The 15115-nt window shown below is 38.7% G+C and carries 15 protein-coding genes and 1 pseudogene; 9 read left to right on the forward strand and 7 right to left on the reverse strand.

Translation table 11 applies throughout. The features are described 5' to 3' along the window. Positions 1–110 precede the first annotated feature (110 nt). The 3 genes and pseudogenes from ACIY19_RS07580 to ACIY19_RS07590 form a co-directional block, all read left to right on the forward strand. Positions 111–248 (forward strand): hypothetical protein, encoded by a 138-nt coding sequence (locus tag ACIY19_RS07580; protein ID WP_409003101.1) that lies wholly within the window; start codon positions 111–113, stop codon positions 246–248. A 19-nt stretch (positions 249–267) separates the two neighbouring features. Continuing rightward, a complete protein-coding gene (locus ACIY19_RS07585; protein ID WP_409003102.1) occupies positions 268–786 on the forward strand; it encodes a modification methylase Sau96I in 519 nt (172 codons plus the stop codon). Further along, positions 758–988 (forward strand): annotated as a pseudogene (locus ACIY19_RS07590) (DDE-type integrase/transposase/recombinase); the annotation flags it as partial. The gene ACIY19_RS07585 and the pseudogene ACIY19_RS07590, both read left to right, overlap by 29 nt. Positions 989–1295: 307 nt before the next feature. Here the strand turns inward: ACIY19_RS07590 and nrdE are convergent. The 7 genes from nrdE to ACIY19_RS07625 form a co-directional block, all read right to left on the reverse strand. Beyond that, positions 1296–3482: a class 1b ribonucleoside-diphosphate reductase subunit alpha gene (gene nrdE / locus ACIY19_RS07595; RefSeq protein ID WP_003055626.1), complete on the reverse strand. Its 2187-nt coding sequence runs from the start codon at positions 3480–3482 to the stop codon at positions 1296–1298. Then, complete coding sequence (gene nrdI, locus ACIY19_RS07600; RefSeq protein WP_014612066.1) at positions 3466–3939, reverse strand: class Ib ribonucleoside-diphosphate reductase assembly flavoprotein NrdI; 474 nt, start codon at positions 3937–3939, stop codon at positions 3466–3468. The genes nrdE and nrdI overlap by 17 nt, the downstream gene beginning before the upstream one ends. A gap of 3 nt (positions 3940–3942) precedes the next feature. Beyond that, entirely contained in the window at positions 3943–4956 is a 1014-nt protein-coding gene (nrdF, locus tag ACIY19_RS07605; RefSeq protein WP_003055629.1) for a class 1b ribonucleoside-diphosphate reductase subunit beta, read from the reverse strand. Positions 4957–5487: 531 nt separating this feature from the next. Continuing rightward, complete coding sequence (gene metG, locus ACIY19_RS07610; protein ID WP_261805186.1) at positions 5488–7485, reverse strand: methionine--tRNA ligase; 1998 nt, start codon at positions 7483–7485, stop codon at positions 5488–5490. 267 nt (positions 7486–7752) lie between these two features. After that, positions 7753–8460, reverse strand: a complete 708-nt coding sequence (locus tag ACIY19_RS07615) for a YoaK family protein (protein ID WP_014612064.1) — start codon at positions 8458–8460, stop codon at positions 7753–7755. Positions 8461–8741: 281 nt separating this feature from the next. Continuing rightward, entirely contained in the window at positions 8742–10409 is a 1668-nt protein-coding gene (locus ACIY19_RS07620) for a hypothetical protein (RefSeq protein ID WP_015057361.1), read from the reverse strand. Positions 10410–10621: 212 nt separating this feature from the next. Then, complete coding sequence (locus ACIY19_RS07625) at positions 10622–12259, reverse strand: LPXTG cell wall anchor domain-containing protein (RefSeq protein ID WP_409003117.1); 1638 nt, start codon at positions 12257–12259, stop codon at positions 10622–10624. Between the two features lie 123 nt (positions 12260–12382). On the opposite strand from ACIY19_RS07625, the gene ACIY19_RS07630 reads away from it, so the two are divergent. The 6 genes from ACIY19_RS07630 to ACIY19_RS07655 all read left to right on the forward strand — a co-directional run bounded on the left by ACIY19_RS07630 (position 12383) and on the right by ACIY19_RS07655 (position 15048). Next, positions 12383–12520 (forward strand): hypothetical protein, encoded by a 138-nt coding sequence (locus tag ACIY19_RS07630; RefSeq protein ID WP_409003101.1) that lies wholly within the window; start codon positions 12383–12385, stop codon positions 12518–12520. Between the two features lie 19 nt (positions 12521–12539). Next, positions 12540–13040, forward strand: coding sequence for a hypothetical protein (locus ACIY19_RS07635; protein ID WP_000373369.1), 501 nt, complete (start codon positions 12540–12542; stop codon positions 13038–13040). Positions 13041–13043: 3 nt separating this feature from the next. Beyond that, positions 13044–13505, forward strand: a complete 462-nt coding sequence (locus ACIY19_RS07640) for a hypothetical protein (protein WP_009730759.1) — start codon at positions 13044–13046, stop codon at positions 13503–13505. A gap of 1 nt (position 13506) precedes the next feature. Next, on the forward strand, positions 13507–14178 hold the full coding sequence (locus ACIY19_RS07645; protein ID WP_409003103.1) for a DUF2786 domain-containing protein: 672 nt from the start codon (positions 13507–13509) through the stop codon (positions 14176–14178). A gap of 23 nt (positions 14179–14201) precedes the next feature. Then, positions 14202–14396 (forward strand): hypothetical protein, encoded by a 195-nt coding sequence (locus ACIY19_RS07650; RefSeq protein WP_061409454.1) that lies wholly within the window; start codon positions 14202–14204, stop codon positions 14394–14396. A gap of 373 nt (positions 14397–14769) precedes the next feature. After that, entirely contained in the window at positions 14770–15048 is a 279-nt protein-coding gene (locus ACIY19_RS07655; protein WP_070479956.1) for a hypothetical protein, read from the forward strand. Positions 15049–15115: the final 67 nt, after the last annotated feature.

Below are 15115 nucleotides of genomic sequence, written 5' to 3' on the forward strand. Positions count from 1 at the left end.
GTAAGTGGTAAGAGTTTTTAGAAAATCAAATAATTCAATATTTTTAGGAGAACAGAGAAATCTGTTCTCTTTTTTGTTCGCTTAAAATTCTATTTGAAAGGAGTTCAATGATGATAGGATTAGAGATTGTAATGAATTTAGACACGTTAGAAATCTTTGACGTTATCGATCATGATAAGAATGGAAACAGCGAACAAGCGCCTACAACCATCCAATTAAGCTTATTTGACTCAATGACGTGCATTTGATAGAAGGAGATAAATTAGGATGGACAGAGAAGCGCTATACAATGAATTAATTCAAAGCGAACCATTAGGTTTCATTGATCCTTTTTCTGACCTTGGAGAATTTGATCCTCTTCAGCTGAAATTTAAACAACCCGTAAAGGATCTAGTGAATCGATATTCAGGACAACCTTACAGCTTGGCCTGGCAACATAAAATTATGGAAATGCGGAAGTTGTTTATTGCCTATCAGATAGCATTAAATGAAGAAGATAAGCAGATAAACTTTCAGCGAAGAACAAGAAGCGAAGAGTCCAAAGAACATGCTACAACTATTGTAACAACCTATTTGAAATTGGGATTTAGTTTTAAAGAGATTGAGAAGCGTGTTTCTTTATCTTACAAACAACTTCGTCGAGGATGGAAAAGAAGTGATCACATCATGACAAATAGTCCTGAATTTTATAGCAAAAGGGACTTATCCGAAGGTTACTGTTTACCGAGTAAAAAGCTACCTAAAAGAATACGGCTTTTATCAAGGGACAGAACATCGTACCATTAAATACCTGAATAATTTGATTGAACAAGACCATCGTCCAGTAAAGAGACGCAATAAATTCTATCGAAGTTTACGCACTGCCTCTACCACGATTAAAGGCATGGAAGCCATTCGAGGATTATATAAGAAAACCCGAAAAGAAGGCACTCTCTTCGGGTTTTCGGTCTGTACTGAAATCAAGGTATTATTGGGAATCCCAGCTTAAATCATAGATACCGTAAGGGATTTTATTCTTTATTTAAAACTTTGCAACAGAACCAGTTATACCCTTTCAAATGAGTGTAGCAATCCTAATGACCAGGTATTAACGCTCTTCATTTGAATAGTTGGTTTTTATTATAACAAAATTTAGAAGAAATACCATAGTTTTTCAAAATTTTCTAACTATTTCGACAGTTGTTCGTTTAAGGATAATCAGTGAGAATAACTTCTGTTCTAATGCGATTTTAAAAAGGCTAAAAGGAGCTGAGATCGCTCTCAAACTCCTTTACTTACTTTTCAATGCAACTCCTCTAAATCATGCAACTTTGACACTCATTGATTGTGTCTGTAAGTCCATTTTTATCTACACTATCCAACTGGCTATCCTCGTCGTATTGTTCACTGCCTGCTAAAACTTCTTGTCTCACTCGAACATAGTAAATCGAAGCACATTTTAGTTTAAAAGCTTGAATATAAGAACGGTTAAGATCACGTGTGGTAGCCTGATCAGTCATAAATAAAGTCAATGAAATAGCTTGATCCACATGTTTTTGAGCTGCTGCTACAATCTTAATAATGGGTTCTGGACCCATTTCATAGGCCCCACGTTCATAATAAGCATAATTTTCTTGATTAATCTGATAAGCCGGGACATAAATTCTACCTAAATTCCCCTCTTTACGCACTTCAACAGGAGCAACAACTGGCTGTAAACTTGGAGTGCAAGAAGATAAGTAACTGATTGACCCTGTCGGAGCGACGGCCAATAAATGTGCATTGGCTAAGCCATAGGTTTGAATATCCCTTACCAATGCCTTCCAATCAGCAACAGTTGGTAATTGGAAGCCATAACTTTTTAACAAGGCAGCAATCCGTTTTGTTTTAGGTTTGGCATCTTCTATCACATACTGCTTAAAGTAAGAACCATCGGCATAGGTCGACCGTTCAAAATCTGCAAAAGCCCCCTTTTCTTTAGCCAATTGACAAGAGGCTTTAAAAGCGTGATAGGCCATAGTATGGAAAAACAAATCTGTAAAGTCAACAGCTTCTTCTGAATCATAGTAAAGATGATTAGTTGCCAAAAAGCCATGTAAATTCATTGCTCCTAGACCAACAGCGTGATTAGCTGCATTGCCTTTTTCAATAGAAGGGGCGCAAGACAAATCAGAAGCTCTTGATACTTGATCTAAAGCTCTGATACTTGTCGTGATTAGCTGGCTAAAATGTTTGGCATCAGTCATGGCTTCAGCGATATTGATTGACCCCAGATTACAACAAATGTCTTCTCCAATGTCTTTGAAGCTCAGATCATCGTTGTAGGTACTTTCTGTACTCACTTGAGCAATTTCAGAACATAAGTTTGACATGACAATCCGTCCTTTTTGAGCATGAGGATTACGCTGATTGACTGTATCATCAAACAAGAGGTAAGGGTATCCAGACTCAAAATGCAATTCTGCAATCAATTGGAAAAGTTTTCTAGCGCTGATATAGGTCTTTTTAATGGCTGGATTGGCTAGCAGTTTGTTATATTCCTCTGTGATGGAAATGTCTGACATGTCCTTACCATAAACGCGTTTAATATCGTATGGCGAAAAGAGGGCCATTTCTTTGTTTTCTTTTGCCAATTGAAAGGTAATATCTGGAATAACTAACCCTAAGGCTAGTGACTTGATACGAATTTTCTCATCGGCATTTTCTCTTTTAGTATCCAAAAAGGTAAGAACTTCTGGGTGATGGGCATGTAGGTAAACGGCACCTGCACCTTGACGCTGTCCTAATTGGTTGGCGTAGGAAAAGGAATCTTCTAATAATTTCATGACAGGAACGATACCCGTTGCCTGATTTTCAATTCCTTTTATTGGTGCCCCAATTTCTCGAAGGTTGGTCAAGCATAAGGCCACCCCTCCTCCTCTCTTAGACAGTTGAAGACTGGTCCCTATTGCCCGTGAAATGGATTCCATATTATCTTCAATACGCAGCAGATAGCAAGAGATATATTCTCCCCGTCGTTTTTTACCAGCATTTAAAAAAGTTGGTGTTGCTGGTTGAAATCGCCTGTGTAACATGTCCTTTATCAAGTTAAATAGTAACGTTTGATCCCCATTTGCTAAAAAGAGAGCATTCATGACCACACGGTCTTCAACTGTTTCTAGATAATACTTGCCATCTAAAGTTTTTAAGGCATAAGATTGGTAAAATTTCATGGCTCCCATCAAGTTTAAAAAACGATAGTCTTGTTGGTAGGCATATTGAAAGGCTTCCTTGATAACGTCATCAGGATAGAGATCAAAGATAGCTTGCTCATAATAACCTTCCTTAATGAGATAAGCTAGTTTCTCTTCTAAAGATGGAAACATCATTAGATTGGGAGAAATCTGTTCGTCTAGGTAGCGCTCAACAGCAATGGCATCGCTATCAAAATGGTAGCTTCCGTCTGTTTTTTTAAAGCGGGTTAAGGCATTGAATGAGAGGTATGACTCATTGGGGTGTGACATGAGGTTGTCCTTTCTGTATTGTATTCATCGGTCTGTTTTTAAGTTTCGGGTGTTTCTGATGTCGATAGCGGGCAAAGATCGTCTGTACCTTTTTGACATCTGTAGTGGTCCCTAATAGCTCAAATTGGTGTAAAAGAGGCACCTGTAATTTTTGAGAAATGATAGGTCCTGCAATGGCAAAGGTATCTCCAAAATTGGTATTTCCAGAAGAAATCACTCCCTTACAATGCTTACGATTAGTAGGGTTATTGAGAAAATGAATGACCTGTTTAGGCACTGCTCCTTTAGCATCTGAACCGCCCGCAGCATAGGTTGGTACAATCAGTAGGTAGTCAACACCTACCTCAACTGGGCTATCATCTATCGAGATACGTTGGGCGGGCAACCCTAATTTTTGCACGAAGCGATGGGTGTTATTGGACTTAGATGAAAAATAAACAATAATCAGCTCTGCCATCCCTTAAAACTCCCAATCGTCATCGGTGGTTTCTTCTGTTATGCCCATGACATAAGAAGAACCATTCCCTGAGAAAAAGTCATGATTTTCATCTGCACGCGCGGATAGCTGGGCAAAAACTTCTGGTGAAACGCGTGTTTCTTCTTCTGTAAATGGCGACTCGTATCCCAAATTTTGAAGAAACTTTCCAGCGTTATAGAGGCTGAAACGAATAGCGTCTTCTGCCAAGTCAAAACCATCGTACAATTCTTTTAAATAAGCTTTTTCAAGATCAATCAACTCATAGAGCAAGTCAAACACAAAGGTCTTCATCTCAGCCTGTTTTTCTGGACTAAGACCTGCTACTTTTTGTTGGTATTTATAGCCACTGTAATAATTGTGAATCACCTTATCCCGCAAAATGAGGCGAATGATATCAGAGGTGTTTGACATTTTCCCGCGAGCTGATAAGTAAAAAGGAAGGTAAAAGCCGCCGTACAATAAGAAACCTGGCATCATAGCTGCTGCCACTTTTGACTTCAACGGATCATTGCCAGTATAGTAGGGGATTAAGACACGCGCTCGTTCTTGTAGACTTTGAGTGGAAACCACCCATTCATGAGCTTCTTCAATTTGTTCGCTGCTGCAAAGAGTCGAAAAAATTGTCCCGTAAGACCGTGCGTGAATGGCAACCATAAAGGCAAAATTCGTGTAGATGACTTGCTCATGGTCTGTTTGTGAATGCTGAATTTGTGCCACATCTCCAACAGTTGCTTGCACCGTATCTAGCAGCGTTAAGCCAGTATAAGTTCTGGTGATTAATTGCTGCCAGTCCTCACCTAGAGACCGCCAAGAGGTTAGGTCATTAGAAACAGGGACTTTTTCAGGTAACCAAAAATTCTGGGTGACACGGTTCCAAACCTCCAAATCCTTGTCGTCATTGAGGTGATTCCAGTTAACCGAACGCAACTGCTTTTTGGTCTTAGATAAGGCGTAATCAATTGGCGATTGAGATCGCTCATAGTAATGTTGAGTCATTCGTCTCCTTCAAGGCTTATATTTTCACAAGAGTAACTAGTGCCATTAAGCCTAAGATGTCACTAGATGAGAGAAAGAACGTCACTGAGTTTTAAGTAGCACAAAAAGACTTGCATTTAAGCAGCGCTTTTCTATTGGTAAATGTTAGGTGCTTGAACATTCCTATTTAGAATGCTATCAACTGTCTTATTGAACAACCATCACTGTTCGTTTTTTCTCGAAAAATTAAGCATACTTAATTTTTTATAAAACCATTATACCACAAGATATAGTGCTTTGCAATATTTTTGTGACAATATATAGTAGCACAACTTCTCCAACACCGTCATACTGTAGTTGTAAAGCTTATGTAAAAAATAACAAACAAACGAACAGAATCATTTTTTAAGGGACAAAAGGTAATTCTAGAGTGACAAAACCAAGGTTTTTATATGTCTGTATGTATGCAAGACAAAAGGCCGGGACAATTGTCCACGACCTTTTTCATGTTTTGTAATGCTTAAAATAGTTTCAGTTAGCAACTTCTGGAATTTAACCAATCACACTTCCATTTGCGACAGATGGATCAACGGTTAAAACCGTTAGCTGATCCCCATGCTCTGCTGATAGAATCATCCCTTGACTGATGTATTTTTTCATCATTTTACGAGGTTTGAGATTAGCAACAATTTGTAGTTTTTTGCCAACTAATTCTTGTTCGTTGGGATAGAATTTGGCAATACCTGACAAGATTTGACGGTCTTCCCCATCCCCTGCATCTAATCTAAAACGAAGCAATTTATTGGAACCTTCCACTTTTGATACTTCCTTGACTTCTGCCACACGAATTTCCACAGCATCGAAGGTTTCAAATTTGATGTCGTCTTTTTCAGATTTGAGCTCGACATCTTCAGGTATCCATTCTTTTTCTTGGGAAATAGCTGAGCTACTACCCATTTGAGCTTTGATGTAGTCGATTTCAGCTTCCATGTCAAGACGTGGGAAAATCGGTGTCCCTTTGGCAACAACCTTTGTATTGTCAGGAAAATCTGCTAAAGCAAGAACTGACAAATCAGAAACAGGTTCCAAACCAAGTTGTGCCATGATAGCAGCTGATGTTTCAATCATAAATGGTTGAATCAAATGAGCAACCACACGCAAGCTGGCTGCCAAGTGTGCCATGACACTGGCCAATTGAGCTTTGTCTCCATCTTCTTTAGCTAGCACCCAAGGAGCTGTCTCATCAATGTATTTGTTGGTACGAGCAATGATAGTCCAAATGGCTTCTAAGGCGCGTGGGTAATCCACCGCTTCCATGTACTTATGATAGTCGGCCAACTGAGCATCGATCAACTGACTTAACTCAGTATCAAAGGCAGTCCCGTTGTCAACGTAAGCTGGCACCGTGCCATCAAAATACTTGTTGATCATCGCAACGGTACGATTCAATAAATTACCAAGATCGTTGGCCAATTCATAGTTAATACGACCCACATAATCTTCAGGGGTAAAGGTACCGTCTGAACCAACCGGCAAGGAACGCATGAGGTAATAACGAAGAGGATCAAGTCCAAATCGCTCAACTAACATTTCTGGGTAAACCACATTACCTTTTGATTTAGACATTTTACCGTCTTTCATAACAAACCAACCATGAGCAATTAAGCGTTCTGGCATTGGTAGATCAAGCATCATCAGCAAGATTGGCCAGTAGATACTGTGGAAACGCAAGATATCTTTTCCAACCATATGGAAAACCGTTCCATTCCAGAATTTGTCAAAGTTAGCATGGTCCATTTGACCATAACCAAGGGCTGTCGCATAGTTTAAGAGGGCATCAATCCACACATAAACCACGTGTTTTGGATTTGATGGAACAGGTACACCCCAAGTGAAGGTAGTGCGACTGACTGCTAAATCTTCTAGACCTGGCTCAATAAAGTTTTTCAACATTTCATTCATACGACCATCTGGTTGGATAAAGTCAGGTTGCTCTTTAAAGAAGGCTACGAGGCGGTCAGCGTACTTGCTAAGGCGTAGGAAGTAAGATTCTTCTGATACCCACTCTACTTGGTGACCAGAAGGAGCAATCCCTCCAATAACCTTACCGTCTTCATCTCTAAAAACTTCTTCTAGTTGGCTTTCAGTGAAGAATTCTTCATCAGAGACAGAATACCAACCAGAGTATTCACCAAGGTAAATGTCATCTTGCGCCAGTAATTTTTCAAAAACAGCAGCAACGACTTCTTCGTGGTAATCGTCAGTTGTCCGGATAAATTTATCATAAGAAATATCTAGCAATTGCCAAAGGTCTTTGACATCCTTTGCCATGTTATCAACATAAGTTTGAGGGCTAATACCTGCTTCTGCTGCCTTGGTTTGAATCTTTTGCCCATGTTCATCAAGTCCTGTGAGATAGAAGACTTCATGTCCCATCAGGCGCTTGTAGCGTGCCAAAACATCACAGGCAATGGTGGTATAGGCAGAACCGATGTGTAGTTTACCAGATGGGTAGTAGATGGGTGTCGTAATGTAAAATGGTTTTTTCATCATAGTTTCCTTTCAAAATCATACTCAAATGAAAGTAGGATTGAGATATATCGTATCAGACCTCGTGGTTTTCTGTTGAAACACCGTTTATCAAGGCAAATGAAACCTTCTTTATCAGTCTCCTGTTAAGAAAAGGTTAGCTGAAAACAAACAGCCATTAATGGTTTATTATACCATATTTTAGAGATGAGCAAAACCTACCTTTCTAAGGAAAAACTGTTATCTCTTCAAAGATAGAGGCTTTAAATCAATTGATGTGACTTCGGCTTAAGCTCTTTTAATGGGTTTGATTTTCGTTTGAATATGGTAGAATTCCTGAGCCAATAAATAATTGACATACAGCAGCGGAATCAAGATAGGTGTGAGAGCATATTCTTCATAAGTTAAGGACAAGATGGTGGAGCAAACCACTCCGCAGGCAAAGGCTAAAATCACAATCAAGGTGTTGCGGCCAATATGGGTAATTTCTTGATTCTTTTCATAAAGTCCCTTGGTTAATAAATAGGCGGCATTTTTGATGTTTCCTGTCATCATGACATTAGCATAGCTAGCCCCTCGTAAGGTCTTAAAGGTGTCCACTTGAATAGAGGCAAAAAAAGCCAAGGCTGCCACCGTAAAATTGGAAGGGAGAAAAGGCGTGAATAAGGCTGTTCCAAAAGCAATCCCTGTTAAGATAAAGCTTGATAATAAGTACCAGTGCAGTCCTTTTTGCTTTGCCCAGCGGTGCATGAAGTAGGTAAAAGACTGTCCAAGCATAAAAACGAGCATGGGAAGTAAAAATTGTAGTGCCTCTTCCAGTTGCTTTTCTGACAAACGGATAGCAAAAGATAACAGATTCCCTGTTTGCACACCGGCAAAGCGTTTGCCTTGGGTCATATAGGTGAAGGCATTGACATAGCCACTGATAAAACAGAGCATCATGGCACATCGCAACCCCTCATAAACTTGATATTTTTTTCGTTTCTTTCTCGACATAATTACCCTTTTAATCCCCTTTTCTAACCTCACATTGCAAAAGAAAAAATACTGAAGAACAGTATTTTGCTCGCTTTAAGGAGAGTTTACTACCTTTCTCGGTAAGCACATCACTAGTAGTCAGTTCTTAACAAAGGTGATGACCCTCCAAATGATAGGCTTAGTATAGCACATAAAGCCTGTTAAATCAATCCTCTCAGCTACTTCCTCAGCAGCTTTACTTCCCTATTCTGACATCAAAAAAGCAAGTTTGTCACTTGCTTTTTTGATTGTCTCTCCTATTATTGCTGGTCATTTGGTTCCACTATGGTAAATCCTTTAAGAAAATGATCATCTATCAATTCTGCTTCGAAGTGATCGCCAACTTTTAAGAAGGGCAAAAGATCTGTCGTCTCACTACTTGCTTTGACTTTATACACATTGCCATCAGAAGCAAGGTAATAAACGGTTGTTCCTGAAATGATTTGGCTGGCTAATTGTTCAACCTGTCCCGAAACCATCTTAGCTTTTTTATGAGAAACAGTGGCTGAGGACAAGGAGCTGGTATCACGATCCGTAAACTGAGCGATGAGGGTCTGAATGTTATTATTAACGGTAACTTGCTGGTAATCTTCAGCATCTACAAGGGCATAGGACTTAACGAGACCTGCTGCGTCTTTTAATGAAATCAAATAATAGGCTTTGTCATTCAGTTTAACAAGCGTCGGTGCAGTTGCCGAATAGTTTTTCTCTTGCACTTCTCCTTCTGCAGATTTCATGGCAGAACGTTCAGTGGCCGAAGCCAACTTGTAATTGGTAATTTCTCTTGTCCGCATATTAACCAAGATAAAGCCAAGATTTGACGAATCGGCCGTTGCTGATGTAATACCTGTGTAGAGGTAAATGTCAGAACCAATGGTGATGTAATTGTAACTATCAGTCGTTTGTTTGACGCCTGTTTGACTAAAGACGGTATTCCAGTAGCCATTTTGATAGGTGTAATGGTCATTAACCCTTTCCAACACATTCTCAGAAGAGTAAACACGGTCTACCCATCCAGGTACTGATTTCAAGTTATAGTATTTAGATTTCCCACTAACAGCATCCAATAAGATGACTCCTGTTGGGTCTTGTGAGGATAAGCCAAATTTTGGTGCATAAGTTGTTGCGACATAATAAGGATTGCCGTTATCGTCTACCTCAAAAGATGGATCAGCAAAAATGGTCATTGGGTATTGGAAACGCAAATGCCTCATGGTGTCACGCAAGAGATATTCTGAATGAGAATACTTCATGGCCTTGTTTAATTTGACTAGCTCTGCTTTACCTGTAGTCTGATTAACCTTGACATAGTAATCAATTCCCTCTTGACGGTTGGTCACCCATTTCCAAAAAGACTTGTATTCCAGAGGTGAGACGCGGTAAGGGCGCTTACCGATAGTGATCTGACGGTATTCGTCTGAAATACCAAACTGAGAAACTTTATCAATGGTTCCTAAATAAGTATCGCCAATTTTTTCGGCAGAATCACGGTCCAATAAAGCTAGCGCTGATAAATCCGTTTCTGGAAAATCCTTGTTGAAGTCGGCATTTTTAACCTCAATAACCTGGGCATAAGACTTGGCACGAAAGAGTTTTGTGTTAACCACTGTAATCAATAAGAGAATCCCTACAAGCGTTACAATGACTAAGGTCAGCCACTTCACCAAACCCGTTAAGGAATGCTTGGAAAAACTGCCCGTGACATCTTTACGACCAAGCCCTTGTTTAAAGGAACGGGTTACCGTCGTTGTCATGTCAAAGGCTGATAGGATAACCAAAGTGATTAATAATAGAATCAGACCAAAAATCACAAAAGACCAGAAAGCTAAACTCCATATATTTAAAGCTGGCAAGTAAATCCAGTAACATGCTGCTAGCAAGAGGAAGTCTAGCCCAAATAATATCAGCGATAGCCTTTTTTTCATCATAATAATCTCCTAACCAAATGAAACTCTTAATCTCAAAGCTTTTCTTTATTGTATTTTATCATATTTCACCTTAAAAAATGTTAAGAAACCTTAAAAATCAAAGAGGGAATGGCCTTTTACCACTCCCTCTTCAACTTTTCTTCGTCTGTTAGATACTTGCCTTCAATTTAAACAAAAGTACTAGTTTTTTTAGTTTTAAACCTTCAGAAATGTTAATCCATTTTTTTACGGCTAAATAGAGCGGCTAAGCTAATCAGTAAGAAGCCAAGTATACTCCATTTCACCAGTGCCTTATCACCTGTTGTTGGTAATTGAACTGCCGCTTCTGACTTTTTCTGATTTTGTGAAGAGCTTACCACCGTCGGTACCGCAGAACTCTCTGTGTTCGTCTCAACTGAGGTAAGTCCCTGTTGATGATTATCTGAGACAAGCAACTGCTCACTTGCATCCTTCACTAGGCGTAAGGCTAACTCATGAACTTCATTTTGTTTAGCCTGCACCCTTGTCTCTCCCTCAATACGATAGCCTTTTGGCAGGGTTACCACAAGTTGATAACTGCCATCTCTAACTGTTTTTCCATAAGCCTTTGGAACATATAGAGATTGGTTGAGAGGAATCAAGTGGCCTTGAAGCGTTTTAAGACTAACCTGACTGCCTTCTGGTAACAAGCGATCAAAATGAACCGTCACTTGAGAAGAATCCATTTTTGCCATCGCAAAGGCAATGTGTTGGAAAGGGTTATGTTCCGTTAAGGTAAAGCTAACTACCTTGTCAGATTGCAGCTCAACAAGATTAGTGTCATAAGTTAACAGTTCAACTGTATATTGTCCAAATGGTAATATCAGGCTGTTAGATGAGTGGTTGAAATAATCCAAAGTCTCAATCGGTTTACCAGTTGCATCGCGGACAAGATAGGTAAAGCTAATTGGGTGTTTTCCTTCTAGAACATTCACATCTAGCGCCAAACTTAAGACTCCTCTTTCTTGACCCACCGCTCTTAGGTTGGGTAATGTCGTAAAGGCAACATTACCAGCCTTATCTTCCACAAGGTAATAATAATCTCCTGGAGACACGCCCTCTACTGTTGGAATGGTGTAAGAGCCGTCTTCATTTTGAGGAATCAGAACCTTGTTATCAGTAACGGAAACAGAATGTTGGGACTCGACGACATCAAATAGTCGACCATTTTTCTTAGTGAGATAGAACACCTCGACACGAGCAATCCCTGAGCTACTAATCGCCTGTGGCTGCCCTGGAGTGAAGAACTCAACGTCATCATCCTTACGGAAACTCCCTTGCGTCAGGATTGGTTTGTTATGATTCACTGATACTTTGAAGACCTTCTCCTGCGCGTGATTATTGGCATCTTGATAGGTGATAACGTATTGGTAACTGCCAGATAGAACTTTCTCACCTCCAGCAGTGATCCCACGCCAAGCAGTACTTTCAATATCTGATAGGTCCGCACCTGGTTGACTGAACCAAATAGGCGTTAAACGTTGTTGATTTTCTGCAGCAAAAACCGTGACCTGTAAGTTATTATAGGTCTTGTTTGGCAATCCTTTGAAAGCTACAAAGTCTTTATTACCATCGTCATTTGGTGAAATAAAGAAGTCTTGATTTAGTGTCACCAATTGACTGTGAGGACGATTGCGGTGGCTGACGGCTAGCTGAGCTTGGTTGGTAACCAATCCGGTATCAGTTGCTACCATGTCAAGATTATCCTCGTAACCAACTTTTTTCTGATAATTGCCATCTGTCAGTGTCAGATGCACCAAGTCATTGCCGATAGTTTTTGGTAAATGGTCCCCTAATTTAGCAATGGCAATGTTACCTGCAAAGTCTTCCACCATATAATAAAAGGTAAGTGGTAAGAGTTTTTAGAAAATCAAATAATTCAATATTTTTAGGAGAACAGAGAAATCTGTTCTCTTTTTTGTTCGCTTAAAATTCTATTTGAAAGGAGTTCAATGATGATAGGATTAGAGATTGTAATGAATTTAGACACGTTAGAAATCTTTGACGTTATCGATCATGATAAGAATGGAAACAGCGAACAAGCGCCTACAACCATCCAATTAAGCTTATTTGACTCAATGACGTGCATTTGATAGAAGGAGATAAATTAGGATGGACAGAGAAGCGCTATACAATGAATTAATTCAAAGCGAACCATTAGGTTTCATTGATCCTTTTTCTGACCTTGGAGAATTTGATCCTCTTCAGCTGAAATTTAAACAACCCGTAAAGGATCTAGTGAATCGATATTCAGGACAACCTTACAGCTTGGCCTGGCAACATAAAATTATGGAAATGCGGAAGTTGTTTATTGCCTATCAGATAGCATTAAATGAAGAAGATAAGCAGATAAACTTTCAGCGAAGAACAAGAAGCGAAGAGTCCAAAGAACATGCTACAACTATTGTAACAACCTATTTGAAATTGGGATTTAGTTTTAAAGAGATTGAGAAGCGTGTTTCTTTATCTTACAAACAACTTCGTCGAGGATGGAAAAGAAGTGATCACATCATGACAAATAGTCCTGAATTTTATAGCAAAAGGGACTTATCCGAAGGTTACTGTTTACCGAGTAAAAAGCTACCTAAAAGTATGAGAATAAATGAGGGATAGAAAATGGAAACGGGTATTTGTAGACGATGTTCTTGCGACTGGGTTACACCTTGCATCAATGAAAAGTATGGTCCTTGTTGGTGGGTAGATAAAAACAGAACGCTGTGTAGCCACTGTTTTTATGGATTTAATGATGAATCTTGTCAGACAAAAGTTTATTACAGACCAGGGCATGATTGGCTTGAGAGAGATTGGGAATTTGCTTGGGAAATACTGACAAATTCAAAAAGTCATTGGGTATATGATATGGAACATGATGTGTTGTGTGTGGTTGGTTTAGGAGATCATATTGGAGCTGTTAGATTTATTGTAAGGAACTTTTATGGACTTAATCGCATTTATCGTGAGGAGATTCCTAAATGGCAAGAAATTATTGGGAATAATATGATTTTTTATAATGCAAAGGTCAATGATTCAAAACATTACGCTAGTTCTTTGCCTAGAAAGTATAAACATGTGGATTGATATGGATAATAAAATTATTGAGAAGATACAAAATCTTTTAGAGTTAGCTTACGATGCACCAAACGATGAAGAAGGGCAGACTGCTCTTCTGATGGCTCAAAGACTTATGGTGAAGCATAATCTTTCTATGAATGATTTAACGAATAGTAAAACTCAAAAAGATATTGGTGAAACAATAGGAACATGGGAATACAGACTTCCATGGTGGCAAGAAAAGTTGGCAGGTATTTTAGGTGAAAATTTTAGATGTAAAACGATAAGAAGGCGACTTATTGAAGACGGCATCACACAGATAGTTTTCTTTGGATATCAATCTGACGCTGAATTTTGTAGTAAGGTTTATGAAGGTGCGCTTTTATACCTTAAATATCGGCTGAAACGACTTTTTCCTACAGTATCAAGAGCAAGATGGAAAGACTATAAGAAATCGTACTTACTAGGTTTTTTAAACGGAATAGATCAACGTTTTCAGGACCAGGCTCAATCATCAGAAGAATTTGGTTTGATGGTAAAAATCCCAGCAGAAGTTTTGGAAGAACAACGACTACGTATGGGGAAATTAGAGAGTAGAAGCCTAAAAATCGAAATTGAAGTTGATTATGAGGCGTATATTGCTGGTTTTGAACACGCAAAAGAGACCAGGTTGTTATCAGAAGAATTGTTGAATAAATGAGGATGAACATAGGAGGAAATAAAATGACAAAAACTGTTACATATCCACGCTTTGTGGACGTTGACCGAAATGGTGTTTTTCAAAAGGTGTTTGTAACATCTAATGGAAACGAGGAGTGGTGTTCTCCTACTGGACGTGAGTTACAAGAAGGTCCGGATGTTATGGACCACTGGCTCGAATACGAGGACAGTGAAGGGGAACTTCACTACGGTAGATAGTTTCTACCACTGAGTTAAGATAGGAGGTATAGTATGACAGTATTGTATTATTATTTTTTCATAGCAAAGGATAGATTGAAATCCATAAGGGAAAACATTCTTTATTCTAAGAGTTTGCGGAAAGTGCTGGGTAATATAGTTCTTTGCTTTATCTCGCTTATCGCTATTCCTATATCTTGTTCTCGGTTTCTAATATATCTCGCCAACTGGATTTTAATGTCGTCAATAAGTTCTGGATTAATTGAGAATAAAATAATGCAGTTCATGTTATTGGGATTGTTTTTTATCTTTCTCATTGAAATAGTCGGTTTACTCATTATCTCAGTGTTGGGATGGATGGCTTTATCTTTTTGGATACTAGTAAGGTAATATTATGAATTTTTTTGGTAAAGAATTACAGAATAAGAAAGAAAAAAGGGTTGCAAATTTACCAGACAGTAAAAAAGAATCCGTAAATTTTTTAAAGTATAGTTTAATGATCTTGTTAGCAATGATACTGGTAGTTGCTCTGCTATATATTTTCAAAGCTGAACTACTTTTGAGATTACTAGATTTTATATTTGAAATTTTCCAAAAAATTCTTGATTTATTTTCTGAGGTGACTGATTTTCTATTTAGAGTATGGCCATCTCCACTATCACTGTTTAAATAGATTAGAGCTTTTGGAAAAATATTTTATAAGTGTATTTGACTTCAAACTATAACTAGTGAAGGAATAT

Origin of the sequence: Streptococcus sp. ST14, assembly GCF_046098195.1 — a bacterium.
Classification (GTDB): domain Bacteria; phylum Bacillota; class Bacilli; order Lactobacillales; family Streptococcaceae; genus Streptococcus.

Bases quoted from the DNA above. Each gene is read 5' to 3' on its own strand.
- ACIY19_RS07580 (WP_409003101.1), top strand. From the start codon at position 111: ATGATAGGATTAGAGATTGTAATGAATTTAGACACGTTAGAAATCTTT.
- ACIY19_RS07585 (WP_409003102.1), top strand. From the start codon at position 268: ATGGACAGAGAAGCGCTATACAATGAATTAATTCAAAGCGAACCATTA.
- nrdE (WP_003055626.1), bottom strand. From the start codon at position 3,482: ATGTCACACCCCAATGAGTCATACCTCTCATTCAATGCCTTAACCCGC.
- nrdI (WP_014612066.1), bottom strand. From the start codon at position 3,939: ATGGCAGAGCTGATTATTGTTTATTTTTCATCTAAGTCCAATAACACC.
- nrdF (WP_003055629.1), bottom strand. From the start codon at position 4,956: ATGACTCAACATTACTATGAGCGATCTCAATCGCCAATTGATTACGCC.
- metG (WP_261805186.1), bottom strand. From the start codon at position 7,485: ATGAAAAAACCATTTTACATTACGACACCCATCTACTACCCATCTGGT.
- ACIY19_RS07615 (WP_014612064.1), bottom strand. From the start codon at position 8,460: ATGTCGAGAAAGAAACGAAAAAAATATCAAGTTTATGAGGGGTTGCGA.
- ACIY19_RS07620 (WP_015057361.1), bottom strand. From the start codon at position 10,409: ATGATGAAAAAAAGGCTATCGCTGATATTATTTGGGCTAGACTTCCTC.
- ACIY19_RS07630 (WP_409003101.1), top strand. From the start codon at position 12,383: ATGATAGGATTAGAGATTGTAATGAATTTAGACACGTTAGAAATCTTT.
- ACIY19_RS07635 (WP_000373369.1), top strand. From the start codon at position 12,540: ATGGACAGAGAAGCGCTATACAATGAATTAATTCAAAGCGAACCATTA.
- ACIY19_RS07640 (WP_009730759.1), top strand. From the start codon at position 13,044: ATGGAAACGGGTATTTGTAGACGATGTTCTTGCGACTGGGTTACACCT.
- ACIY19_RS07645 (WP_409003103.1), top strand. From the start codon at position 13,507: ATGGATAATAAAATTATTGAGAAGATACAAAATCTTTTAGAGTTAGCT.
- ACIY19_RS07650 (WP_061409454.1), top strand. From the start codon at position 14,202: ATGACAAAAACTGTTACATATCCACGCTTTGTGGACGTTGACCGAAAT.
- ACIY19_RS07655 (WP_070479956.1), top strand. From the start codon at position 14,770: ATGAATTTTTTTGGTAAAGAATTACAGAATAAGAAAGAAAAAAGGGTT.